The organism is Nonomuraea typhae, assembly GCF_009760925.1.
Taxonomy (GTDB): domain Bacteria; phylum Actinomycetota; class Actinomycetes; order Streptosporangiales; family Streptosporangiaceae; genus Nonomuraea; species Nonomuraea typhae.
In genome coordinates, this window is the sequence record NZ_VRLV01000019.1 from 86,694 (window position 1) to 110,095 (window position 23,402).

Below are 23,402 nucleotides of genomic sequence, written 5' to 3' on the forward strand. Positions count from 1 at the left end.
CCCACGAGCCCCCATCATGTGCTCATGCCCGCTCTTGTCACCTTGTCCGGGCGCTCCGTGCGCCTGGAACCTCTCAGCCTCGCGGTGGTCGATGACCTCGTCGCCGCGGCGAGTGAAGACCGCTCCACTTACGCCTTCACTCGGGTCCCGCAGGGTCGGGACGAGATGGTCTCCTATGTGGAGGCCGCCATGGCTGAGCAGGCGGAGGGCCGCACGATGCCCTTCGCCATCCGGTGGCTGGACACCGACCGCCTGGTCGGTGCCACCCGTCTGATGAACCTGGAGTATTGGCAGGGCCCCATGCCCTGGCCTCCGGGGGTACGCGGAGCGGTGGGCGATGTCCCGTCCGTGGCGGACATCGGTTACACCTGGCTGGCCGCATCGGCCCAGGGCACAGGTGTGAACCGGGAGAGCAAGTACCTCATGCTCTCGCTCGCCTTCGAGACCTGGAACGTCCACCGCATCACGCTCAAGGCAGATGTGAGAAACGAACGATCTAGGGCCGCCATCGGGGCCCTCGGCGCACACTTCGACGGGGTGCGACGAGCGGAAAGCCGGGGCGCCGACGACACGGTCCGAGATACCGCGTTCTACTCGATCCTCCGCGCCGAATGGCCCGCGGTCCGAGAACGCCTGGAGCTGAGGCTCGGGCTGGTCGAGGCCGCCGCATAAGAAACATCCGCAACAGGCCCCGCCCGACGACCTTGGGCGGGGCCTTCCGTATCTATGGTGAGGGGCACGGCCGCCCCCGTATTGGGGCCATGCCCGCCGCCCTATCAGCATCCCCGGAGAGGTTCAACACCGGATCAAAGGCGAATCAACGCTTCGGTTAACGAATTGGCTCATGCCTATGTGTTAGGCAACTATGGATCTATCATTTGGTAACAAATCGTTCCATTGCCTGGGAGACACACGGCATGGCTGGTCACGGCATGGACGGCGAGCTGCGGTTCGCCGTGCTCGGTCCCGTCCGCGCGTGGCGCAGCGGCCAGGAAGTGGATTTGGGCACACCGTTGCAGCGCTCCATTTTGGGAATGTTGTTGCTGCGCGAAGGCCGGGCGGTGACGCCGACCGAGATGATCGACGCGGTGTGGGGCGAGGACGCGCCGCCACGGGCGCTGGGCGCGCTGCGGACGTACGTCTCCCGGCTGCGGACCGTGCTGGAGCCCGACCGCCCGGCGCGCACCCGTCCCGAGCTGCTGACCTCGGTCGGCCGCGGCTACGCGCTGCGCCTGCCCGACGGCGCGCTGGACCTGACCCGGTTCGAGCGGGGGATCACCGAGGCCGAGGCCGCCCGCAAGGCCGGACGCCCGGCGCAGGCGGCCGAGGAGATGCGCGCGGCGCTGGCCCTGTTCGAGGGCGAGCCGCTGGCCGGCGCGGTGGGCCCGTACGCCGACCACCAGCGTGACCGGCTGGCCGAGCGCCGGTTGAGCGTGGTCGAGACGCTGATGGACGTGGACCTGCAGCTCGGCAACCACGCGGCCATCGTGTCGGAGCTGATCGCGCTGACCGCCGACCACCCGCTGCGTGAGCGGCTGCGGGCCCAGCTGATGCTGGCGTTGTACCGGTGCGGGCGGCAGGGTGATGCGCTGGCGGTGTTCACCGAGACCCGGCAGGCGCTCATCGACGAACTCGGCGTGGAGCCGGGCCGTGAGCTGACCACGTTGCACCAGCGCATCCTGACCGCCGACCCCGACCTGGCGGTCTCCGCGCCGGTGATCGCGGTCGTCGAGGTGCCGGAGGAAGGTGGCGACGACGAGGAGAGCCCGCACGAGCTGCCGCGCCCGGCGCAGCTTCCCGCCGCGGTCAACGACTTCACCGGCCGCAAGGAGATCGTCGGCCGGTTGCGGACGTTGCTGTCGGCCCAGAGCGCGCACGAGGGCGTGCCGGTGGCGGCGATCTGCGGCATCGGCGGCGTGGGCAAGACCGCTTTGGCGGTGCACGTGGCGCACCAGTCCGACGAACAGTTCCCGGACGGGCAGCTGTATGCGGACCTGCGTGGCTACACCGACGAGGCGACCGCGCCGGAGTCGGCGCTGGGGGCGTTCCTGCGGGCGCTGGGCGTTCCGCCCGACGTGATTCCCGAGCGGTTGCCGGAGCGGTCGGCGTTGTACCGGTCGCTGCTGGCCGAGCGGCGCATCCTGGTGTTGCTGGACAACGCCCGCGACGCGGCGCAGGTGCTGCCGCTGCTGCCGGGCACGCCGGGGTGCGCGGCGATCGTGACCAGCCGGGTCAAGCTGGCCGATCTGCCGTCGGCGCGGCTGATCGATCTGGACGTGATGGAGCCGGACGAGGCGTTGTCGTTGTTCGCCCTGGTGGCCGGGCCCGAGCGGGTGGCGGCCGAGCACGGCGCGGCGATGGACGTGGTGGCCGCGTGCGGGTTCCTGCCGCTGGCGGTGCGGATCGTGGCCGCCCGGCTGGCGGCGCGTCCGTCCTGGACGGTGGCCTCGCTGGTGCCGCGGCTGGCCGACGAGCAGCGCCGCCTGGATGAGCTGCGGGTGGGCAACCTGGCCGTGGAGGCCACGTTCGCGCTCGGGTACGGACAGCTGGACACCGCCCAGGCGCGGGCGTTCCGGCTGCTGTCGCTGCCGAACGGGCCGGACATCTCGGCCGGGGCGGCGGCCGCGGTGCTGTCGATGAGCACGCTGGAGACCGAGGACCTGCTGGAGTCGCTGGTGGATGCCAGCCTGCTGGAGGCTCCGGCGCCGGGCCGCTACCGCTTCCACGACCTGCTGAAGCTGTTCGCGCGGCGCACGCTGGAGAAGACCGAGCGGCCCCAGGCGCGCACGATGGCGCTGCGCCGGCTGCTGGGCTTCTACCTGGCCTCGTGCCAGTCGGCGCACCGGCTCGCCTACGAGGGCAGCATGATCTCCGACAACCTGGTGGTGGTCGGCAGCGGGCGCGTGTTCACCTCGGTGGACGAGGCGGTGGCCTGGCTGATCGCCGAGGGTGACGCGTTGTTCGCCGCCATCAACCAGGCGGCCGCCGCCTCGCGCATCGGCGAGCACCTGCTGCCCGCGGCCGACATGCTGGTGGCGATGGAGCCGCTGCTGGAGTCGGGCACCCACACCCGGGAGTTCGACCAGGCGACCAAGGCGACGCTGGCCGCCGCTCAGCGCATCGGCGACGCCGGCAGCGAGCTGCGGGCCCGGTACGTCCTGGGCCGGGTGCTGTTCGCCGGCAACCAGCTCGCCCAGGCCGAGGAGCAGTTCCGGATCGTGCACGAGCTGTCGGTGGCCCGCGAGGAGAAGGTCGTCACCGGCGAGGTCCGCAACGCGCTGGCCGTCGTGGTCGGCCGGCAGCGCCGCCACACCGAGGCGCTGACCTGGTTCGACGCCGCGATGGAGTTCTACCGCGCCAACGGGGTGCCCGCCGGGGAGGCGCTGGTGCTGTCGTACTCGGCCCGCGAACACCTCGGCCTGGGCCGGCCGGAGGACGCGATCGCCGCCGCCGAGAAGGGCCTGGCCATCTTCACCGAGATCGGCAGCGGCGCCGGCACCGCCCGCGCCCGCTACCACCTCGGCATCGTGCTCTCGCGGGTCGGCCGCATCACCGAGGCCGTCCACCACCATGCCGAGTGCCTCGCCTTCTTCCGCGCCAGCAAACAACGGGTGTGGGAACAACGGGTCTGCTCCCGGCTGGCCGAGACCTTCATCGCCGCCGAACGCTACGGCGACGCCGTCCGCCACGCCGAGCAGGCGCTGGTGGTCAGCAGAGAGATCGGCCATCCGTACGGCGAAGCCCTCTCGCTCACCGTCCTCGGCAAGGCGCTGCGGGGCATGAGCAGCGTGAGCCGCAGCACCGACTGCCTACGGCAGGCCCTCGACATCTTCTCGCGGCTCGGCGCTCCCGAAGCCGGGGACGTCAGAGCCATGCTCGACAGCGCTCAGGTCGTCGAGTCCTGAGTACAGCTCGTCGTCTAGTCGTGTCATCCATACATGGTTGATCAAGGCTGCCCCTTGGTGGGAGCGGAAGGTATCAGCCCGGCCGGTCATCTACCGCCACGCTTCGCTAGGGGGCCCGGTTATCCGGATGCTCCACGTGGCGGCTAGCCGCCTCACTTCGACGACCGGCCGGACCCGGCACGGACCTCGAACCCCCCAGGTCCGTGCCTGTGACCTAACTCTCCCTCGCGCCTGTCAACGTCGAATCAACACAGAATCAAAGCCCCGCTAGACGAGGAAGAAACCCTCGGCGATCAAGGGCCGCAGCGCGTCGGCGCTCAGCTGCTCCCCGTCGCCCACCAGCTCGGCGATCACGTTGAGCAGCGGGCCCAGCGCCAGCTCACCGTCGCAGACCCCCGCCAGCGCCGCCTCCACCGTGCCGACCTCGCAGCTCCTGCGCAGGCCACGCGTCTGCCGCAGGACGATCTTCATGGGATCCTCGGCGCCCGGCACCGCGATCCGCTCGTCCAGCAGGCCCTCGACCGTCCGCAACCGGGCCGCCTCCAGGCCGGTGGCGCGATGGGCGGCGGCGATCGCGTCCAGCACGTCGTCCACGTACTCCCCCACCGGCAGCTCCACCTGGTGGGTCAGCTGCTCCACCCGAACCACCGGATCCAGGCTGCCGGAGTTGCGCAGGGTGATCCAGCCGAAGCCGACGCCCTCCACCTTGCGCTCGTCGAACCACGACAACCAGCGGTCATAGTGCTCGGCATAACCGGGGGTGCCCTGCTCGGCGGCGTCCTTCAGCCACAACTCCACGTACTCGGCCGGATCCTGCACGTCCCGCTGCACCACCCAGCCGTCACAGCCGGTCTCCCCCAGCCAGCCGCCCACCCGCTCGCGCCAGTCCTCGCCCTCCACGTGCAGCCAGTTGGCCAGGAAGTGCGCCTGGCCGTCGGGATTGAGGTAGCCGGGCGCCTGCCGTACCAGATCGCGGCAGAAGTCGTCGCCGCCGGCCTCGCGGTAGGTGAGGGCGCCGACGGGAGAGATCACGAACGGCGGGTTGGAGACGACCAGGTCGAACGTCTCACCCTCCACGGGCTCGAACATCGAGCCGGTCCGCGCGTCCACGCCGCTGACGCCGGACAGCGCCCAGCTCAGCGCGGCCAGCTCGAGGGCGCGCGGGTTGACGTCGGTGGCGGTGATCCGCCGGGCCCGCCCGTTCAGGTGCAGGACCTGCACGCCACAGCCCGTGCCCAGGTCGAGGGCGCTGTCCACCGGGTGGCGGCTGACCAGCTGGGCGAGATTGGCCGAAGCGCCGCCCGCGCCCACGACGTGGTCGGGGCGCAGCGCCGGGTCTCCCGGGCGCACCTTGCGGTCGGACACGAGGTAGCCGTCGCCCTCCCACGGCTGCAGATGCACGGTCGCCCGCACCGCCTGGCCGCCCTCCTCGTGCCGCGCCAGCCCCGAGGCGACCACCTCGGGCGCCACCTGCTCGGCGGGTACGGCGGCGCCCAGCCAGAACAGGCGGATCAGCGTGGCCGCCGGATCGCCCCCGGTGGTGGCGCGCAGGGCGGGGACCAGTTCCTCACGGGCCAGCGCCCCGGCCGCCACGGCGCCCAGGCGGTCGCGGACGCCGTCGATGGTGTAGCCGCTCTCCAGAAGGTATTCACGCAGTCGTTCCACGGGACCCCATCCTTCCGCAGGCAAACACCAACACATGATCATAAACGCAGCGTAATCATACCGTTACTCAATTGCCTCAGCGATCTGCAAGCAAGAGACAAGTGGGACGCGGTATCTCTATGAGGTGCTCATCCCCTGCCTCGCCTGCGAGTCCCGGTTCCGGCCCGAGGAATACTTCCAGGCCTGCACCGACTACAACCGCGGCCTGGACCTGGTCTCCTGGACCTGCCCGAGCTGCGGCAACCGCGACGACTTCAGGGTGCTGCCCGGCGAACTCGGCTTCGGCTACCCGCGGCGGGGACGCTTCGACGTCCACGTCAAGCTGCCCGTGCCCGGCCTGCGCCGCCAGCGTGGCGAGCTCCGGCTGGACATCACCCTCGGCACCGGAGTCTGGCGGGTGCCTACAAGGATTCGCCAACCCGCATGACCGGCTGGCACGCGTGCGCGGGCGCCTCGCCGCGCAGCGTGCGCCCGATGTCCTCCACCAGCGAGCGCGCGTGCTCGGCCTGGCTCTCGCCGGTCGCGTGCCCGAGGTTCGGGGTGAGGACCACGTTCGGCAGCCGCGTCAGCGGGTGCGTGGGATCGAGCCATTCGCCTTCGAAGTGGTCGAGCCCGGCACCGCCGAGATGTCCCCGGCGCAGGGCGTCGACCAGGGCGGCCAGGTCGTGCAGCGCGCCCCGGGCGGTGTTGAGGTAGATCGCGCCCGCGCGCATGGCGGCGAACTCCACGGCGCCCATGAAAGCGCGGGTGTCCTCGGTGACCGGCACGTGCAGCGAGACGACGTCGGCCACGGCCAGCAACTCGGGCAGGGCGAGGGTGGCCTCGGCCACGTGGGGGTCGTGGGCCACGACGTTCATGCCCAGGCCGCGGGCCCGCCAGCGTACGGCACGGCCCACCTGGCCCAGGCCGACGAGACCGAGCGTGCGACCGGCCAGGCGGATGCCCCGGTGGCGCTCCGACGGCGGGACGCGGCCCCGGTAGACCCGGCCGCGCCGTACCTCCCGATCGGCGACGACGACGTGCCGGCTGACCGCGAACAGCAGCGCGATGGCGAGTTCCGCGACGGCGTCGGGGTCGCGCCCGGCCGGGTGCAGGACGGCGACGCCGCAGGCGGCGGCCAGGCGCAGGTCGACGTTGGTGGGCGGGCCGAGGCAGGCCACGATGTCGAGCGGCAGGGACAGCACGGAATCGCGGACCTGGTCACCCTCGGTGACGATGACCGAGGCGCCGGTTTCGATGACGAGGTCGGCGAGTTGTTCGTCGGAGAAGCCGAGGCTGGGACGGGGCGGAACCTCGGCCAGTTCGGCGATTTCCGACAGGCGGACGAGAGCGCACTCCGGCAGGGTGGGCAGGACCAGCGCCCGAGGTCGTCTCACGTTCGTGACAATAACACCACAGAGGGTGATCGACCTATTCTTCCGGACCTTGGCCCGTGAGGGGGCGGCCTACTCCTCCGGACGCTGACGGAGGCTCTGCCATGCGGCCTCGCCCAGGCCCTTGATCTCCTCGTCGGTGGGCGTGTGGGCGCCGGCGAACCACAGGCGGCACATCTCCTGGGCGGGGCCGAGCCACAGCACGTAGCACATGGTCGCGTGCACGGGCTGGAGCAGGTTGTTCTTCATGTGGGGCTTCCACCAGTCGGAGACCTGGCGGAAGAAGGCGCGGCGGGCCTCGGCGACCTCCTGGCCGCCGGGCTCGTTCTTGCGCGGCGGGCGCTCGCTGACCAGGATGCGGGCGCGCTCCGGGTGCTCGCCGGCCCAGCGCATGTGGAAGGCCACGACCGCCTCGATGCCGTCGCGGGCTCCCGCGTGGCTGGTCAGCTCGGCGAGGAACTCGGCCTGGTAGGCGGAGAGGATCTCGGCGTAGAGCACCCCGAAGACGTGCTCTTTGCTGGCGAAGTGGTGGTAGAAGCTGCCGACGCTGACGCCGCTCTCCTCGCGGAGGCTGGCCAGCGTGGTGGCCGAGACCCCGTCCTGGCTGAAGCGGCGGAGGGCGCCCTCGATGATGCGGGTGCGGCCGTCGCGTCCGTTCTTGACACTCTTCACGCAGTCAATGGTGAGCCAACAGAACGTTGTTCCGCAAATACCACCGCCTGCTTGATCATAGCGGTCACCTCGACCGAACCGGAAGAGACTCGCAATTCCGCGTCAGGCCAGGCCCTTCTGATGAGGCGCAGCGCCCTGCGGTTCTCGCCGAGGACGTCCATGCCGACCGTGGTCGCGCCGCGGATGGCGGCGCGGGTGAGCAGCGTGCCGATGAGCCGCGGGCCGAGGCCGATGCCCTGCCATTGGTCGGCCACGACCACCGCGATCTCGACGTCGTCCGCACGAGCGCCCCTGTAGCTCATGGCGTGCCCGACGATCTCGCCTTCATGCACGGCCACCAGGGCGTCCCTGCGCTCGTCGACCGCCATCAGGGCGGCGAGCAGGCTCGCGGACGGGTGGCCGACCCCTGTGAAGAACCGCAGCGTCTGCGTGTGCAGCGACAGCCCCGCGAGGAAGCGCCGGAACGCCACCTCGTCCCCGCATCGCACGGGGCGAATCTGGGTTCGTCTCATAGACCCAGGCTCTCGCAGCACGCCTGAGTCTGTCAACTAGACTCAGGTATGATGTGGCCCATGAACGTGCCCTTCCGGGTGAGCAACTGCTCGATCGAGCGGACCCTGGACATCGTCGGGGAGAAATGGACCTTCCTGGTGCTGCGCGAGGCATTCAGCGGGGTGCGCAGGTTCGCCGACATGCAGGCCATGACCGGTGCGCCGCGGCAGGTGCTCAGCGCGAGGCTGGCCCGGCTGGTCGACGAAGGACTCCTGCGCAAGGAGCCCTACCGCGAACCCGGCCAGCGCCAGCGCGACGAATACCGCCTCACCGAGAAGGGACGCGACCTCTATCCCCTGCTGGTCGCGCTCATGCACTTCGGTGACAAATACCTGTCCGACGAGGCGGGACCGGCGGTCTGCCTGACCCATCGAGACTGCGGCGCCCTCATCGAGCAGCACTTCCGCTGCGCCGAGGGCCACGAGGTGAGCGGCCCGCGGGAGGTCACCCCCGTGCCCGGCTCAGGCGCGGAGCTGGAGAGCGCGTAGGCAGCGGCGGAAGTCCAGCACCGAGAAGGCCGCGGCCCCCGACAGCAGTAGCGCCACCAGCGAGGTGCGCAGCGCCAGGAACGTTCCCAGCTCGAAGCTGAGCAGGGTCCACAGGGTCAGCGAGCCGTTGGCGAGCTGGGCGAACCCCCAGGCCAGCGACTGGCGCACGAAGAACCGCCGCAGCACCGGATGCGCGACCACCCACTCCGGCAGCGGGACCAGATCCAGCGTGATCCGCTCGGCCAGCGGCCTGCGTCCCCGCGCCGTGGCCAGGAACGCCGCGCTGACCATGAACACCCCGCACGTCGGTGGCAGGAAGAACCACCGGAAGTTCCCCGTGAGCACGGTCACCACCACCCGCGCCACCAGGCTCAGCCCCGCCAGGATCACCGTGCCCGGCATCCGGCTGCTGCGCACCAGGCGCACCATGATGCCGCCGAAGACCCACGCGGCCGAGCACCCCAGCCCCGCGTACTCCCCTCCGGCCAGCATGCCGGCGTAGAAGAGCGCGACCGGCAGGATCATGCTCTCCAGCACCCGCGGCACCGCGTGCCACAGAAGGGCGCCCAGGCGGGGCATGACGAACTCGGGCGCCTCGGGTGACGCGGCAACCAGGGTCATTCAGGACGTCTTGCTCGTGAGGGGTGGCACGAGTCCCGACCGTACGCGATCACTTGCGATTTGGTAACCCGTTCGACCAGATCGGGCCAGGTGAAGAACCACCGTTGCCGGTGCCTACTCTTGAGGGGTGTACCGGTTCCTCCTGACCCCTCGATGGGTGGCGCTCCACGTCGTGGTGCTGCTGGTCATCCCCGCCTTCGTCTTCCTGGGCAGGTGGCAGTTCGGGCGGTTCGAGGAACGTTCGGCCAACAGCGAGCGGGTCACCGCCAACATCGAGGCCGAGCCGGTGCCCCTCGACCGGCTCGCCCCGCCCGGCCGGGCCGTCCGCGAGGAGGACCGCTACCGGCTGGTGACCGCCACCGGCTCCTACGACACCGCGAACGCCCTGGTCGTACGGCGGCGCCCCCAGGAGGGCCGGCCCGGCTTCTACGTCCTCACCCCGCTGGTGACCGGCGAGGGCAAGGCCGTCCTCGTCAACCGGGGCTGGGTCAAGGCCGGGGCGCATGCCGACGCGCCACCCGAGGTGCAGGCGCCGCCTGCCGGACAGGTGAATGTCACCGGGCGGCTACGGCTGAGCGAGACCGAGGAGTCCAGCGGGATCAGGGAGCGTGCCGGGTTGCCGCCTGGTCAGGTGCTGCTGATCAATGCCCAGAAGATCGGGAAGGCGCTGCCGTACCAGCTGGTGGACGGGTTCGTGGAGCTGACCGCGCAGGAGCCTTCGGCGGCCGGGGCGCCGGAGCCGGTCCCGGCGCCGGACGTGGGGTCGGGGGGCGGGCTCAACCTCGCCTATGGGGTGCAGTGGTGGTTGTTCATCGCGGTGGCGATCGGGGGGTGGCTGCTGCTGATCCGCCGCGAGGTGGCCGATCGGAAGGCCGCGGCGTCGACCCCTACTCCGGTTGAAGCCTGATTTATAGGCTTCTCGTGTGATCCGCCACATTAAATTCGCCAATATCCACAATTTTCGCGACGTAGGCGGATATGCCGCCGATGACGGGCGTAGCGTCCAATGGCAGCGGCTCTACCGGGCCGACTCCCTCGGCTGGCTGGCCGGGCCGGACCTCGCCACGTTCCACGCCCTGAAGGTCAAGACCGTCATCGACCTGCGCCACCCTTACGAGGTGGAGAGGAACGGCCGCGTCCCCCACACCGAGGGCCTGCGCTACCACAACCTCCCCGTCGAAGGCCGGCCCTGGGACTTCAGCGTCTTCGACCCCGGCGTCGGCGTGCCCCGCTTCCTGGCCGACCGCTACCTCGAGGTCACCGAGGACGGGGTGCCGCTGCTGCGCGAAGCCGTCGAGACCATCGCCGAGGCCGGCAACGCGCCGGTCGTCGTCCACTGCGCCGCCGGCAAGGACCGCACCGGCGTCCTGACCGCGCTCGTGCTCTCCCTGGCGGGAGTCGCCCCCGGCGACGTCGTCGCCGACTACGCGCTGACCGGGCTGGCCACCGAACGGTTCATCGCCGACTGGAAGGCCCGCCACCCCGACGCGTTCATGGGGCCGTGCTTCGGCGTGGCTCCGGCGCACGCCATGGAGCTGTTCCTGGCCGACATGACCGCCCGGCACGGCTCGCTCACGGCCTACTGCTCGGAGGTGCTGAAGGTCTCCGCCGAGACCGTCACCAGGTTGCGCGCCCACCTGCTGACTGAATCGATCTCCGCCGGGTAAGAGGGGGCCGGGGTCCGCGGTGAGCAGCACCCTCACCCGCGCGGACCCTCCCGGCCCCGGGTCCAACTCGGGAACGGGGCCGGGTCAAGAAGCCCAGTCAAGCCCGCCCTCGGGGTGAATCCTGCGGTGAAGCGGTGGTTTGCGGAAGGTTGAGGAGGTTGGCGGCGGCCCGGCAGCTTGTTCGACGTCATGCCGCCGTCGTACGGTTACCTGCGTGACTACGCCGCTGCTCCCTGATCCTGAACCCAGGCGGCGCGACTATGTGATCATTTCCGCCGACGATCACCTGATCGAGCCGCCCGACCTCTTCGAGGGCCGGCTTGCGGAGAAATACACCGACGTCGCGCCCAAGGTCGTGGAGACGGAGGCCGGTCACCAGGTATGGCGGTACGGCGGCGCCACCTACCCGTGCGCCGGCATGGACGTGGGCGCCGGCCTGCCCCGCGAGCAGTGGACCCTCGACCCGGTCCGGTTCGAGAACATGCGCCCCGGCTGCCACGACATCGAGGCGCGCATCAAGGACATGGACGCGGCGGGCATCTGGGCCGCCCTGTGCTTCCCCGGCATGCTGGCCGGCCAGTCCGGCATGCCCTTCGCCCGCACCCGCGACCAGGAGCTCGGCCTGGCCCTGGTCAAGGCGTGGAACGACTGGCACATCGACGTCTGGGCCGGCACCTACCCCGAGCGCGTCATCGGCCTGCAGCTGCCCTGGCTGCCCGACCCCGACGTGGCCGCCAAGGAGATCCGGGCCAACGCCGCCCGCGGCTTCAAGGCCGTCGTCTTCCCCGAGTTCCCGACGCGGATGCGGCTGCCGTCCATCCACTCCGACCACTGGGACCCGTTCTTCGCCGCCTGCGAGGAAACGGGCACCGTCGTCTGCCTGCACACCGCCGACTCGAGCTGGTCACCGGTGCCCTCCCCCGACACGCCGGTCGAGGCGATCACCACGCTGATGCCGACGACCGCGATGTTCGCCTGCGCCGACTGGCTCTGGTCCGGCATCCCACTGCGCTTCCCCAACCTGCGCATCCTCATCGTGGAAGGCGGCGTCGGCTGGCTGCCGATGCTGGCGGAACGCGCCGACTACGCGCTGGACCACCCGGTCGCGGGCGAGGCAGCCTGGGACGGCGGCCTCAAGCCCAGCGAGGTCCTGCGCCGCAACTTCTTCTTCGGCACCCTCGACGACCACGCCCTGTCAGGAGTACGGCTGGCCGTCGGCCTCGACCACGTGCTGCAGGAAAGCGGCTACCCGCACTCCGATTCGACCTGGCCCGACACCCAGAAGTCGGTGGCCAGGAACCTCGGCCAGCTCCCGCCGGCCGACATCGCCAGAGTCGCCTACGGCAACGCGGCCCGGCTGTTCGGGCACCCGTTGCCGTCGCGGGCGTGGCTCAGGCGGGAGGAACTGTAGTCCCGGTGATGACCTTGCGCTCCCAGCCGAGGTAGCGGCCGCTCTCACCGACGAGCGAGCCCGCCAGCCAGAGAAGGACGCCGAAGTCGTCGGCCACGCCGATGATCAGCAGGAACTCGGGGATCGCGTCGATGGGCGAGATCAGGTAGACGATCCCGAGCGCCATCAGGCCGATCTTGCCCTTGCCCATGCCCGGGTAGTCGCCGCGCATCCCGGCGCGGACCATGCGCGGAATCGCCCCGATCCGCTTCATGAGCCCGGGCGTGCCGGGCTGACTCACCTCTTGATATGTGCGCCATACCGCAGCCGCGCGGTTCACTTTCGCCATAGGTGCGCCACCTCCTTCACGACATAACGTGTTCCCGGCGAATCTGGTTCCTAACGATCAGCGCAGGGCGGTGTGCCGGAAGGGGGCGGCCGCCTCGATCTGGGCGGCCAGCCGTACCAGGAGGTCCTCGCGGCCGGTGGCGGCGACGAGCTGGACGCCCACGGGCAGCCCGGCGGCGGTCCTGTGCAGGGGCAGGGAGACGCTCGGCTGGCCGGTCGCGTTGAACGCCGAGGTGTAGGAGACGGCGTGTGCCGTACGGCCGAAGGCGGTGCTGAGGTCCTCCGGCGGCACCCACCCGAGCGGGAACGGCGGCACTCCGAGCGACGGCGCGAGCAGCAGGTCGTGGCCGGCGCGCCACCAGGCGGCCATGCGGCGGCGGAAGCCGTCCATCCACTGCACGGCGAGCGCGTGCTGCGCGGCCGTGCGCTTGGCCCCGGCCTCGGCCATGGCCCGGTTGCGCGGCTCCAGCTCCTCCAGCGAGACGGGACGGCCGCGCCAGACGCCGACGCTCTCGACCTCGGCGGCCACGTTCGCGGCGACCAGGCCCCCGAAGTGCTCAGGGAAGCCGGGATTGCCGAGTTCGCCCGGATGGCCGGGTTCGACGTGGTGGCCCAGCGACTCCAGCAGCCGCGCGGCGCCGGTGACCGCCGCGGTCAGCTCCTCGTGCTCGGGCACGTCGCCGCGCGGGTGCCGGGTGACGAACCCGATCCGCAGCCGTCCAGGGCCGGCGCCCACCTCCTCGGCCAGCGGGCGCGGCAGCGCGGGCGCGCCGTACGGGTCGCCCTCCTCGAAGCCGGAGATCAGATCGAGCACCGCCGCGGTGTCCCGCACGGACCTGCTGACCAGCCCCGCCACCGAGAACCCGCTCCAGCCCTCGCCTCCGGACGGCCCGTAGCTGGAGCGCCCCTTGGTCGGCTTGAGCCCAACCAGTCCGCACAAAGACGCAGGAATGCGGATAGAACCACCACCGTCGCTGGCCGTGGCCACCGCGACCAACCCGGCGGCCACCGCCGCGGCCGACCCGCCGCTGGAGCCGCCCGCCGAATACGCGGGGTCGTACGGGTTGCGCGTGGGCCCGAACGCGAGCGGCTCGGTCGTGATCGTGGTGCCGAACTCGGGCGTGCTGGTCCGCCCGAGAATGACGAACCCGGCCTCCTTGAGCTTGGCCACGCTGTAGCCGTCAGCGGCGATCTTCACCCCGTCGAGCACGCGCGAGCCCGCGTTGTACGGCTCGCCCTTCTCCACCCAGCCGAGATCCTTCAGCAGGAGCGGCACCCCGCGGAACGGGCCGCCCTCGGGCAGCGCGCCCGCCTCGGCCAGCGCGCGCTCGTACCGCTTGTGCACGACCGCGTTGAGCTCGCCGTCGAACGCCTCGATCTTCGCGATGGCGGCCTCGGCCAGCTCCCGCGGCGAGACCCTCCCTTCGCGTACGGCTTGCGCCTGGCCGACCGCGTCCAGCCGGAGGACCTCGTCCACATGTGCTCCTTATTTGGGGGGTGCCAGTGCGTGCACGGCCTCGGTGATCCCGGCGCCACCGGGTATCGGGGCGAGCACGGGGGTGTCGAGCCCCTCGGCGAGGTATTCACCGATCCGCGCCCGGCACGTCGCCGCGTCGCCGTACACGATCAGGTCGTCGACCACCTCGTCCGGGATGGCCTTGAGCGCGGCGGCCCGGTCGCCCGCCGCCCACGCCTCGTGCATCGGCCGCAGCACCTCGCCGCGGCCCAGCCAGCCGTGGAAGGCGGCGTAGGCGGGCACGGTCAGGTACGCGGCCAGCATCCAGCGCCCCAGCTCGCGCACCTTCTCGGTGTCCTCGCTCACGCACACGAACAGCCGCGCGATCAGCTCGGTCTCCCCGCCCAGCTCGGCACGCACCTTGCGCACGTCCCGCGGCGAGAGCCAGTTGGTGATCGCGCCGTCGCCCTCGCTCGCGGCCAGGTGCAGCATCCGCGGCCGCAGCGCCGCCAGCACGATTTTCGGCGCCACCTTGGGCGCCCGTTCCAGCTTGAACCCCTTGACCTCGAAGGTCTCGTACCGCTCCGACACCTTCTCCCCCGCCAGCGCCCTGCGCAGGAAGCGCAGCGTGTCCCGGGTGCGCTGGTACGGCTGGGCAAACTCGGCCGCGTTCCACCGCCCCACCACGACCGGCGAGGAGGCGCCGATGCCCAGCACGAACCGCCCGGGAGCGAGGTCGGCCAGCGTGGCCGCCGACATGGCCAGCAGCCCGGGCCCGCGGGTGTAGACCGGGACGATCGCGCTGCCGAGGCGCAGCTCAGGGGCCCACTCCGACGCCATGGCCAGGGGCGTGAACCCGTCGGCGCCGTTGACCTCGGCCGACCAGACGTCGGTGTACCCGAGGGCGGGCAGCTGTGCGATCAGCTCCTTCGACTCCGCCAGGGAGCGGTCGTGGAAGGGGATCGTCATACCCCAGGTCTGTGTCATCGCGCCCTCCAGCTTGCCCCGGCTCGGGGGGTTCGGGTCAATAGGGTGACCATACCAACCAGACGGTATGTTCGCGGCGTTCACCGGATCTATGGCTTTGACGTGCTAAAACAGCACCGTGAGACGAACCTTGCCCACAGTGGTGCTGTTCACCGGCTTGGCGGTCCCGTTCCTGGCCGCCGTCACCGCGGCCGCCGCCGGTTCGCCCAGCCGCCCGGCGCTCGTGTACGCCGACCCGATGGCCGGCCTCCTGTCACGCCCTGAGCTCGTGCACCGCCCCGATGAAGTCCTTGGTGATGCCCCGCAACCCGGGCAGATGCGACAGGCCGACCAGCCGGTCCACCAGGGGAACCGTCACCTCGATCAGCCGGTAGGTGCGCTGACAACCCGGCGAGGTGTCGTGCACCCAGAACAAGACCATGCCCATGGACAGCAGCCACAGAAGCTCGGGTAGCTCCTCGCGCAGTTCCGCGTCCATCTTGTCCCGCGAGCCCTCCACCACGTCCCGGTAGATGCCGATGCTCGCCTCGCGGGCCGGCGAGGACTGAGAGCTGAACGGGCTCAGCGGGTTCGTCGGCTCCGCCGCGTGCTTGAAGAACTTCACCGCGAACTCGTGATACGGCTCCGAGACCCGCACCCACTCCCGCAGCACACCGCTCAGCCGCGCCGCGAACGACCGCTCGGTCGCCAGCAGCTCGCGGCACGCCTCCTCGTGCTCCGTCTGAGCACGGTCGTAATATGCCTGGATCAACGCCTCCTTGCTCTCGAAGTAGTAATAGGCGTTTCCCACGGATACCCCGGCCTCGGCCGCGATTGCCCGCATCGTCGTCGCATCGAAGCCGCGTTCCCGAAACAGTCGCAAAGCCGTCTCGACGATGACCTCTCGGGTGCTCTCCGATCCACGGGTTCGGGGTTCGGACACCTTCGTCACTTTACGGGCAAGACCGCCTGTAGGTCATGGAGCCGCACGGTGATCGCCGCCACAAGGCAAAGATCGGTCTGGTGAAGGGGTCATCTGGTGTGAAGCGTGGGATTGATGCTTCTGGCGGGAGGGCAATTCCGCGAAAGAGCATCACATGTGGATACGTGGCAAAGTGCGGCTGTTGGTGGTCGCACTGCTGGGCATCGAGATCTCGATCATCGCATTGGCTTCGGCCGCATCCGCCACCTCACCAGGAGAAGCGCCGAAGTCACCACCACCGGTAACCCGCACGTACGCGATCGGAGGAGGAGACATTCACACCGGACACTGGTTCACGGCGACCGACCCTCCAGAGGTGGACCTGACCAGGGTGAAGACCCGCCGCACCGCCGTCCGCATCTCCCACGGCGCCGCCATCAACCGCCTGCGCGACGCCGGCCTGCGCTGGAAGTCCTCAGGAGGCTGCGCCAACCGCCGCCTGCACCACTGCACCTCCCTGCAGTCGGTCCGGACGGCCACGATCGCCAAGATCATCGACCTGAAGCGGGACAGCGGCTGCACCATCATGGTCACCGGCGGCACCGAAGCCGGCCACATGCCCGGCCGCTACAGCCACGAGCACGGCTACAAACTCGACATCTCCCTGTCCCCGTGCATCGACCGCCACATCACCACCGCCTACCCCCGCATCGGCACCCGGTACGACGGCTCGCCCCTCTACAAATCCAGCGACGGCACCATCTTCGCCAAGGAGCCAGACCACTGGGACATCCTGTTCCGCTAGGTACGGCCGGCCGCTGCGGACGGCGCCTGGGTTGACCTTCCGGGGGCACGGGGGTGCCCCCGGAAGCCCAGACCCACCCAGAAGCCACCCAGACGGCCCTAGCCGGCCTTGAGAAGCGCCCAGACCGCTCTCTTACCGCCCCAGACCGCTCCCTAACGCCCCAGAGACTCCCTGGCGGCCCGGGAGGCGCCTACGCGGCTTGAGGAGAGGGCTACCGCTTGAGAGGCGCCTACAGCTTGGGAGACGGCTACGGCTTGGGAGACGGCCACGCTCTGCGGGCAGCCCGGAGCCCTTGCTGCCCGGAGACGACCCGGAACCCGGCTCCTGCCCGGCTCAGCAGGAACCCAGGGCGCCATGGACACCCAGCACGGAACCTCAGACCGCCCACTCAAGCGCCGGTACGGCGGGGTGTGGTGCGGCGGAGCCCGGCGCAACGCGAACGAACGCCGACCCTAGACCGCGCAGACCGGTCAAGGAGGCGTTGTGGCGGCGAAGTGTGTGTCCGACGTGAGAAGCGCCCGATGATCGGGCGCGACCCACGTCGGGCGGAGGCGGAAGCGGCGGCCCCGCCGTACCTCCAAAGCCCACCACGGCGGGGAGGCGGAAGCGGCGGCCCCGCCGTACCTCCAAAGCCCACCACGGCGGGGAGGCGAGAGCGGCGGCCCCGCCGTACGTGCAAAGCCCACTACGGCGGGGAGCCAGCAGCGATTACCGTTCGGCGGCGACCAGTTCGGCGATTTCGGCGGCGTTGAGCGCCGCCCCCTTGCGCAGGTTGTCGCCGCAGACGAACAGGTCCAGCGTGTTGGGGAAGTCGATCGCCTGCCGCACGCGCCCGACATACGTCGGGTCGGTGCCCACGACGTCCAGGGGCGTCGGCCACACGCCGTTGGCCGGGTCGTCCACCAGGACCACGGTCGGTGCCGCCGCCAGCACGCGGTGGGCGTCGGCGACGGTGATCTCGCGGTCGAAGCGGGCGTGCACGGCCAGCGAGTGGGTCGTGACGACCGGCACCCGGACGCAGGTCGCGGAGACCTTCAGGCCGGGGATGCCGAGGATCTTGCGGGACTCGTTGCGGAGCTTGAGCTCCTCCGACGCCCAGCCGTCCTCCTTCAGCGACCCGGCCCACGGAACCACGTTGAACGCGATCGGCGCCGGGAACGGCGAGTCGGCGGGCAGCTTCTTGTCCAGGACCTGACGGACGTCCCCGGCCGTCTGGCCGATGGTGCGGTCGCCGGCCAGCACCTCGATCTCGTCGTACAGCCGGGCGGAACCCGCCACCCCGGCCCCGGAGACCGCCTGGTAGGAGGCGACGACGAGTTCCTTGAGGCCGTACTCGGCGTGCAGGGCGCCCATCGCGGCCATCATCGACAGGGTGGTGCAGTTAGGCGTCGAGATGATGTTGCGCGGCCGGTTGCGGGCGTCGAGGGGGTTGACCTCGGGCACGACCAGCGGAACGTCCGGGTTCATGCGGAAGGTGCCGGACTTGTCGATGGCGATCGCCCCACGCTCGGCCGCGATCGGCACCCACTCGGCCGACACCTCGTCGGGGACGTCGAAGATGGCGATGTCGATGCCGTCGAAGACCTCGGGGGCGAGGGCCTGGACGACGACGTCCTGGCCGCGCACCTGCAGCACCTTGCCCGCGCTGCGCGGGGAGGCCACGAGGCGGATCTCGCCCCAGATGTCCTCACGGTTGGAAACGATGTCGCGCATGACGGTGCCGACCGCACCCGTCGCGCCCACGAGTGCGAGATTTGGCCTGCTCATCTGCCGGTTCCTCCGTACACCACTGCTTCCACCTGGTCTGCGTCAAGGTCGAACGCCCGGTGGGCGGCGGCCACGGCCGCGTCCACACCGTCCTGCTCGACGATCACCGAGATGCGGATCTCCGAGGTCGAGATCATCTCGATGTTGACCCCCGCGTCGGCGAGGGCGGCGAAGAACGTAGCGGTCACGCCGGGGTGCGAGCGCATGCCCGCGCCGATCAGCGAGATCTTGCCGATCTGGTCATCGAACAGCAGCGACTCGAAACCGACCTTGTCCTGGATCTTCTTCAGCGACGTCAGCGCCGTGGACGCGTCGGACGTGGGAAGAGTGAAGGAGATGTCGGTACGGCCCGTCGCCGCGGCCGAGACGTTCTGCACGATCATGTCGATGTTGATCTCAGCGTCGGCGAGCGTTTTGAAGATATGCGCAGCCTCGCCGACCTTGTCGGGAACGCCGACAACGGTGATCTTGGCCTCGCTCCGGTCGTGCGCGACGCCGGAGATGATCGGCTGCTCCATCTCGGTTCCTTCGGTGTAAGGGTCGGACACGACCCACGTGCCTTCCTTGGTGCTGAAGGAGCTGCGCACGTGGATCGGCAGGTTGAAGCGGCGAGCATACTCGACGCTGCGCAGGTGCAGGACTTTCGCGCCGCAGGCCGCCATTTCCAGCATCTCCTCGTAGGAGATCTTGGGGATCTTCCGTGCCGCGGACACGATCCGGGGGTCGGCGGTGAAGACGCCGTCGACGTCGGTGTAGATCTCGCAGACGTCGGCCTCGAGCGCGGCGGCCAGTGCCACCGCGGTGGTGTCGGTGCCGCCACGGCCCAGCGTGGTGATGTCCTTGGTGTCCTGCGAGACCCCTTGGAAGCCGGCCACGATCGCGATGTGACCCTGGTCGATAGCCTCGCGGAGGCGGCCGGGCGTCACGTCGATGATGCGGGCCTTGCCGTGGGTGGAGTCGGTGATCACACCCGCCTGCGATCCGGTGAACGACCGCGCCTCGTGGCCGAGGTTGGCGATCGCCATCGCCAGCAGGGCCATCGAGATGCGCTCACCGGAGGTCAGCAGCATGTCGAGCTCACGGGCCGGGGGCAGCGGGGCCACCTGCTCGGCCAGGTCGAGTAGTTCATCGGTCGTGTCGCCCATGGCTGAGACTGCCACGACCACGTCGTTGCCGGCTTTTTTCGTCGCGACGATCCGCTGCGCGACCCGCTTGATGCAGGACGCGTCGGCGACGGACGAACCACCGTACTTTTGCACAACGAGCGCCACGAGAGTCTCCCGGTTTGGACTGTGAGCTGCCAGTCTACCGACGCCCCTCGATGGCACTGCGGGAACGGACCACTATGTGGACAATGCCTCTTCCGCGACGTCCAGCCGCGTGTGGGCGGCAAGCGCCTGAAGTGCACGCATTGCCGCTCCGGCGTGATTGCCCCACGTGTTGAAGTAGGAGTACTGCCACCACCACAACGCCTCATGCGGACGGCCCGCCTCGAAGTGCCGCAGCCCGTGGATGAGGTCCGCCGCGACCGCCGTCAGATCGTCGGACAGGCGGTACGGCGTGACCGTGGTGTCCTTGTACGGGTCGAAGACCTCGGCGTAGTCGTCCACCGCGCCCAGCCGCTCGGCCAGCGCCGTGCGGACGCCGTCGATGTCCGGGTCCTCGCTCAGCGGCGGCTCCCAGTTGCCCGACAGGATCACGTCCTGGCTGGCACCCAGCTGCGCGCCCGCCAGGCTCACCTGCGCCACCTCGACCAGCAGCAACGACCAAATGGCGTCGCCACCCTCGCCGCCGGCCACCCGGGTCAGGCCGTCGACGTAGTTCTGTGCGTGTCCGGCGATCTCATCAGCGAGAACGCCCCACTGGTCAGACATCCAGCAGCCTCCGTCCTTCGAACGCGCGGCCCAACGTGACCTCGTCGGCGTACTCGAGATCACCGCCCACAGGCAGACCGCTGGCCAGTCGTGTCACCTTGATGCCCATCGGCTTGATGAGACGGGCGAGGTAGGTCGCCGTCGCCTCCCCCTCGAGGTTGGGGTCGGTGGCGAGGATGAGCTCGGTCACCCGGCCGTCGGTCAGCCGGGTCATGAGCTCGCGGATTCGCAGATCGTCGGGGCCGACCCCGTCGATCGGGCTGATCGCGCCGCCGAGCACGTGGTAGGTGCCGCGGAACTCGCGCGTCTTCTCGATCGCGACGACGTCCTTCGACTCCTCCACCACGCAGATCACGTGGGTGTCCCGGCGTGGATCGCGGCAGATGCGGCACTCCTCCTCGGAGGCCACGTTGCCGCACACCCGGCAGAAACGCACCTTCTCCTTGACCTCGAGCAAGGCGTGCGCCAGCCGTTTCACGTCAGCGGGATCGGCCGCGAGCAGGTGGAAGGCGATCCGCTGCGCGCTCTTGGGACCGACGCCGGGCAGCAGCCCCAGCTCGTCGATCAGATTCTGGACGACCCCTTCGTACATGGCCTAGAACCCCGGCAACTGTCCGAGACCGCCGCCGCCCAGCCCCTGAGCCAGCGGGCCGAGCTTCTCCTGCTGCAGCTCGTCGGCCGCGCGGAAGGCGTCGCGGATGGCGGCGATCACCAGGTCGGCGATCGTGTCCGCGGTGTCCTGCGGATCCCCGGCGTCGATCACGTTCGGGTCGATCTTGAGTTCGAGCAGCTCGCGTGCCCCGTTGACCACGGCGGTGACCATGCCGCCGCCCGCCGAGCCTTCGACCTGGGCGTCGTTGAGCTCCTGCTGGGCGCTCGCGAGCTGCTGCTGCATGAGCTGGGCCTGCTCCAGCAGCTGCTGCAGGTTGACATCCCCTGGATTCACCTTCGTGCGCTCCTCATGGCTACGCGTCTTTTGACTGCCACGAGCCTACGGTGTTTGGGCCCCAGCCCGCACTGCGGAGAGCAGGTGTTTCCGTTTGTTGGCCGGGTCCCGGCCCCCCTCCAGTGTCCGGGACCCGGCCAGCACGCCGGCCGGAGCGGCCGCACCACGCCGACGTATCAGCCCCGCACGCTACTGGTGGCAACGTTGCACACAGGTTGCGGTCGTTCAATCACCCTGTGCAATCCCCCGAACGGCTTGCGCCGAGAACCCTCGACCGGGAGGGTGAAACATAAGGTTGACTACTTGGAGTGGCTGATGAGTTACGCCAGTCTCGATGCGTACTCCCGCAAACTACGCGTGGCCCACGAAGCTGCCCGCACCGGCGCCACCGCGCCCGACGGCACGCCCCGCCGGCTCATCTCGGCATCCTGGCGGCGTTCCCTCGCCGCGGGCATCGACCCCGACGGTACGGCCGCGCCCCTCGTCTACGACGTCAGCCACCTCGACGAGGTCCGCGAGTCACACCCGCTGCAACCCCTGCTGCCCATGCTCGCCGGCACCCTCACCACCATGGCCGACGCCAGCGCCAACATCGCCATCATCACCGACCGGGACGGCAACATCCTCTGGCGCGACGGCAACCGCGCCGTCATGCGCCGAGCCGACCTCGTGGGCCTGGCCGACGGCCACACATGGGCCGAGACCAGCGTGGGCACCAACGGCATCGGCACCGCCCTGGCCGACCGCAAACCCGTGCACGTGTACTCAGAAGAGCACCTCCTGAAGGTGCTCCACGTCTGGTCCTGCAGCGCCGCCCCCATCGTCGACCCCGACACCGACGAGGTGCTCGGCTGCATCGACATCAGCGGCACCGCCCCCAGCCTCCACCCCGCCACGGTCGCCCTGGTCAGCGCCACCGCGAAGCTGGCCGAGTCCCAGCTGGCCCTGCGCATGCACGAAGGCGACGAACGCCTGCGCCGCCGCTTCGACGGCCTGCGCGACCACGACAGCATGCTCATCACCGCCACCGGTCGCGTCATCGCGGGCGACCCCGCCGGCCTCCTGGGCCGCCGCGTCCCCATCGCCGGCGACCGCATCCTGCTCCCGGGCGGCCGCGCCGTACTCGCGGAGCCCTTCCACGACGGCTACCTCGTCCGTGTGAGCACCGACCGCATCCCGCCCACGCTGCAGCTCACCTTCCTCGGCGAAGGCCAGCCCACCGCCCGCCTGAGCGGCCGCGAGATCCCGCTGTCGCTGCGCCACGCCGAGATCCTCGCCCTCCTGGCCCTCCACCCCCGCGGCCTGACCGCCGAACAACTCTGCTTCTACCTGTACGGCGACGCCGGCAACCCGGTGACCATCCGGGCCGAAATCCACCGCCTGCGCGCCCAGCTGGGCGAAACCGTGGGCGCCAAGCCGTACCGCCTGACCTCGCCCGTGGAAGCCGACTTCATCGAACTCCGCAGCCTCCTGGGCACCGGCGACCCCGCCGCGGTGGCCCGTGCCTACCCGGGCCCGCTGCTGCCCCGCTCGGAGTCCCCCGAGCTCCGGCGGGCCAGGGACGAACTCGAAGTCCAGGTACGCGCCAACCTGCTGCGCAACGGCTCGCCCGAAGACCTGTGGATCTACGCCCAGACGGCCAGCGGACGCGACGACCTGCAGATCCTGGAACGCCTCAGCACCACCCTGCCCGCCACCGACCCCCGCGCCATCACAGCCCGGATCCGCCTGCGCACCCCTTGACCTCGCGGGGCTCTCCTGGCTTCCCGGCGGCTTCAGACGGGCCTGTTCGGCTGCTTGGCGCTCATCCCGCCGATGTTCCGACGCGGACCGGGGAGGTTGTGCGGCCGCCCGGGTCGTTGTTCCGACGCGGATCGGGGAGGTTGTGCGGCCGCCCGGGTGGTTGTTGTTCCGGGCGGACTGGCGCGGGTCCGGGTCAGGTGTGGTCGATCTCGCCGATGATCTGGGCACCGAGTTCGCGCTGC

General features: G+C 70.3%; 24 protein-coding genes. 9 read left to right on the plus strand and 15 right to left on the minus strand.

Annotated features, from left to right (window positions below):
• Window positions 1–24: 24 nt before the first annotated feature.
• Window positions 25–672 carry a GNAT family N-acetyltransferase gene (locus FVE25_RS46265; protein WP_157253899.1) on the plus strand — a complete coding sequence of 216 codons (648 nt, stop codon included), beginning with the start codon at window positions 25–27 and terminating at the stop codon, window positions 670–672.
• Between the two features lie 245 nt (window positions 673–917).
• A complete protein-coding gene (locus FVE25_RS46270) occupies window positions 918–3,905 on the plus strand; it encodes an AfsR/SARP family transcriptional regulator (protein WP_157253900.1) in 2,988 nt (995 codons plus the stop codon).
• Window positions 3,906–4,172: 267 nt separating this feature from the next.
• Here the strand turns inward: FVE25_RS46270 and FVE25_RS46275 are convergent, their stop codons facing one another.
• On the minus strand, window positions 4,173–5,606 hold the full coding sequence (locus tag FVE25_RS46275) for a DUF7059 domain-containing protein (protein WP_157254048.1): 1,434 nt from the start codon (window positions 5,604–5,606) through the stop codon (window positions 4,173–4,175).
• A gap of 88 nt (window positions 5,607–5,694) precedes the next feature.
• On the opposite strand from FVE25_RS46275, the gene FVE25_RS46280 reads away from it, so the two are divergent.
• Window positions 5,695–5,997, plus strand: coding sequence for a hypothetical protein (locus FVE25_RS46280; RefSeq protein ID WP_157253901.1), 303 nt, complete (start codon window positions 5,695–5,697; stop codon window positions 5,995–5,997).
• On the opposite strand, the gene FVE25_RS46285 is transcribed toward FVE25_RS46280, so the two are convergent.
• From FVE25_RS46285 to FVE25_RS46295, 3 genes are all read right to left on the minus strand, one after another.
• Window positions 5,972–6,946, minus strand: coding sequence for an NAD(P)-dependent oxidoreductase (locus FVE25_RS46285; RefSeq protein ID WP_157253902.1), 975 nt, complete (start codon window positions 6,944–6,946; stop codon window positions 5,972–5,974). The genes FVE25_RS46280 and FVE25_RS46285 overlap by 26 nt on opposite strands.
• A gap of 69 nt (window positions 6,947–7,015) precedes the next feature.
• Window positions 7,016–7,615, minus strand: coding sequence for a TetR/AcrR family transcriptional regulator (locus FVE25_RS46290; protein ID WP_157253903.1), 600 nt, complete (start codon window positions 7,613–7,615; stop codon window positions 7,016–7,018).
• Entirely contained in the window at window positions 7,612–8,085 is a 474-nt protein-coding gene (locus tag FVE25_RS46295; RefSeq protein WP_246268535.1) for a GNAT family N-acetyltransferase, read from the minus strand. The genes FVE25_RS46290 and FVE25_RS46295 overlap by 4 nt, the downstream gene beginning before the upstream one ends.
• Before the next feature lie 102 nt (window positions 8,086–8,187).
• Between FVE25_RS46295 and FVE25_RS46300 the strand changes: the two genes are divergently transcribed.
• The gene (locus FVE25_RS46300; protein ID WP_181019931.1) at window positions 8,188–8,655 is read left to right on the plus strand and encodes a winged helix-turn-helix transcriptional regulator; all 468 of its coding nucleotides are present in this window, start codon (window positions 8,188–8,190) and stop codon (window positions 8,653–8,655) included.
• Here FVE25_RS46300 and FVE25_RS46305 read toward each other — a convergent pair.
• Window positions 8,629–9,276 (minus strand): VC0807 family protein, encoded by a 648-nt coding sequence (locus FVE25_RS46305; RefSeq protein WP_157253905.1) that lies wholly within the window; start codon window positions 9,274–9,276, stop codon window positions 8,629–8,631. The genes FVE25_RS46300 and FVE25_RS46305 overlap by 27 nt on opposite strands.
• 127 nt (window positions 9,277–9,403) lie before the next feature.
• Here FVE25_RS46305 and FVE25_RS46310 point away from each other — a divergent pair, with 127 nt between their 5' ends.
• The 3 genes from FVE25_RS46310 to FVE25_RS46320 all read left to right on the plus strand — a co-directional run bounded on the left by FVE25_RS46310 (window position 9,404) and on the right by FVE25_RS46320 (window position 12,354).
• Window positions 9,404–10,183: an SURF1 family cytochrome oxidase biogenesis protein gene (locus FVE25_RS46310; RefSeq protein WP_157253906.1), complete on the plus strand. Its 780-nt coding sequence runs from the start codon at window positions 9,404–9,406 to the stop codon at window positions 10,181–10,183.
• A 16-nt stretch (window positions 10,184–10,199) separates the two neighbouring features.
• The gene (locus FVE25_RS46315) at window positions 10,200–10,943 is read left to right on the plus strand and encodes a tyrosine-protein phosphatase (protein WP_157253907.1); all 744 of its coding nucleotides are present in this window, start codon (window positions 10,200–10,202) and stop codon (window positions 10,941–10,943) included.
• Window positions 10,944–11,157: 214 nt separating this feature from the next.
• On the plus strand, window positions 11,158–12,354 hold the full coding sequence (locus tag FVE25_RS46320) for an amidohydrolase family protein (protein WP_157253908.1): 1,197 nt from the start codon (window positions 11,158–11,160) through the stop codon (window positions 12,352–12,354).
• On the opposite strand, the gene FVE25_RS46325 is transcribed toward FVE25_RS46320, so the two are convergent.
• The 5 genes from FVE25_RS46325 to FVE25_RS46345 all read right to left on the minus strand — a co-directional run bounded on the left by FVE25_RS46325 (window position 12,335) and on the right by FVE25_RS46345 (window position 16,337).
• Window positions 12,335–12,607, minus strand: coding sequence for a YkvA family protein (locus FVE25_RS46325; RefSeq protein ID WP_246268537.1), 273 nt, complete (start codon window positions 12,605–12,607; stop codon window positions 12,335–12,337). The genes FVE25_RS46320 and FVE25_RS46325 overlap by 20 nt on opposite strands.
• 132 nt (window positions 12,608–12,739) lie before the next feature.
• Complete coding sequence (locus tag FVE25_RS46330; RefSeq protein WP_219825960.1) at window positions 12,740–14,158, minus strand: amidase; 1,419 nt, start codon at window positions 14,156–14,158, stop codon at window positions 12,740–12,742.
• Window positions 14,159–14,167: 9 nt separating this feature from the next.
• Entirely contained in the window at window positions 14,168–15,124 is a 957-nt protein-coding gene (locus FVE25_RS46335) for an LLM class F420-dependent oxidoreductase (RefSeq protein ID WP_157253910.1), read from the minus strand.
• A gap of 253 nt (window positions 15,125–15,377) precedes the next feature.
• Window positions 15,378–16,046 carry a TetR/AcrR family transcriptional regulator gene (locus FVE25_RS46340; protein WP_181019932.1) on the minus strand — a complete coding sequence of 223 codons (669 nt, stop codon included), beginning with the start codon at window positions 16,044–16,046 and terminating at the stop codon, window positions 15,378–15,380.
• Window positions 16,047–16,196: 150 nt separating this feature from the next.
• Window positions 16,197–16,337 (minus strand): hypothetical protein, encoded by a 141-nt coding sequence (locus FVE25_RS46345; protein ID WP_157253911.1) that lies wholly within the window; start codon window positions 16,335–16,337, stop codon window positions 16,197–16,199.
• A gap of 64 nt (window positions 16,338–16,401) precedes the next feature.
• Here FVE25_RS46345 and FVE25_RS46350 point away from each other — a divergent pair, with 64 nt between their 5' ends.
• Window positions 16,402–16,830, plus strand: coding sequence for a hypothetical protein (locus tag FVE25_RS46350; protein ID WP_157253912.1), 429 nt, complete (start codon window positions 16,402–16,404; stop codon window positions 16,828–16,830).
• A 708-nt stretch (window positions 16,831–17,538) separates the two neighbouring features.
• Here the strand turns inward: FVE25_RS46350 and FVE25_RS46355 are convergent.
• The 5 genes from FVE25_RS46355 to FVE25_RS46375 form a co-directional block, all read right to left on the minus strand.
• The gene (locus FVE25_RS46355; protein ID WP_157253913.1) at window positions 17,539–18,597 is read right to left on the minus strand and encodes an aspartate-semialdehyde dehydrogenase; all 1,059 of its coding nucleotides are present in this window, start codon (window positions 18,595–18,597) and stop codon (window positions 17,539–17,541) included.
• A complete protein-coding gene (locus tag FVE25_RS46360; RefSeq protein ID WP_157253914.1) occupies window positions 18,594–19,868 on the minus strand; it encodes an aspartate kinase in 1,275 nt (424 codons plus the stop codon). The genes FVE25_RS46355 and FVE25_RS46360 overlap by 4 nt, the downstream gene beginning before the upstream one ends.
• Window positions 19,869–19,940: 72 nt before the next feature.
• Entirely contained in the window at window positions 19,941–20,471 is a 531-nt protein-coding gene (locus FVE25_RS46365) for a DUF5063 domain-containing protein (protein WP_157253915.1), read from the minus strand.
• Window positions 20,464–21,063, minus strand: a complete 600-nt coding sequence (gene recR, locus FVE25_RS46370; RefSeq protein ID WP_157253916.1) for a recombination mediator RecR — start codon at window positions 21,061–21,063, stop codon at window positions 20,464–20,466. The genes FVE25_RS46365 and recR overlap by 8 nt, the downstream gene beginning before the upstream one ends.
• Before the next feature lie 3 nt (window positions 21,064–21,066).
• Entirely contained in the window at window positions 21,067–21,417 is a 351-nt protein-coding gene (locus FVE25_RS46375; RefSeq protein WP_157253917.1) for a YbaB/EbfC family nucleoid-associated protein, read from the minus strand.
• A gap of 315 nt (window positions 21,418–21,732) precedes the next feature.
• Between FVE25_RS46375 and FVE25_RS46380 the strand changes: the two genes are divergently transcribed.
• Window positions 21,733–23,160 (plus strand): helix-turn-helix domain-containing protein, encoded by a 1,428-nt coding sequence (locus tag FVE25_RS46380; RefSeq protein WP_181019933.1) that lies wholly within the window; start codon window positions 21,733–21,735, stop codon window positions 23,158–23,160.
• Window positions 23,161–23,402 lie beyond the last annotated feature (242 nt).

Coding starts and splice junctions, on each gene's coding strand:
- FVE25_RS46300 (WP_181019931.1), top strand. CDS start 8,188: ATGAACGTGCCCTTCCGGGTGAGCAACTGCTCGATCGAGCGGACCCTG.
- FVE25_RS46265 (WP_157253899.1), top strand. CDS start 25: ATGCCCGCTCTTGTCACCTTGTCCGGGCGCTCCGTGCGCCTGGAACCT.
- FVE25_RS46380 (WP_181019933.1), top strand. CDS start 21,733: ATGAGTTACGCCAGTCTCGATGCGTACTCCCGCAAACTACGCGTGGCC.
- recR (WP_157253916.1), bottom strand. CDS start 21,063: ATGTACGAAGGGGTCGTCCAGAATCTGATCGACGAGCTGGGGCTGCTG.
- FVE25_RS46270 (WP_157253900.1), top strand. CDS start 918: ATGGCTGGTCACGGCATGGACGGCGAGCTGCGGTTCGCCGTGCTCGGT.
- FVE25_RS46275 (WP_157254048.1), bottom strand. CDS start 5,606: ATGTGTTGGTGTTTGCCTGCGGAAGGATGGGGTCCCGTGGAACGACTG.
- FVE25_RS46335 (WP_157253910.1), bottom strand. CDS start 15,124: ATGACACAGACCTGGGGTATGACGATCCCCTTCCACGACCGCTCCCTG.
- FVE25_RS46355 (WP_157253913.1), bottom strand. CDS start 18,597: ATGAGCAGGCCAAATCTCGCACTCGTGGGCGCGACGGGTGCGGTCGGC.
- FVE25_RS46305 (WP_157253905.1), bottom strand. CDS start 9,276: ATGACCCTGGTTGCCGCGTCACCCGAGGCGCCCGAGTTCGTCATGCCC.
- FVE25_RS46365 (WP_157253915.1), bottom strand. CDS start 20,471: ATGTCTGACCAGTGGGGCGTTCTCGCTGATGAGATCGCCGGACACGCA.
- FVE25_RS46325 (WP_246268537.1), bottom strand. CDS start 12,607: ATGAAGCGGATCGGGGCGATTCCGCGCATGGTCCGCGCCGGGATGCGC.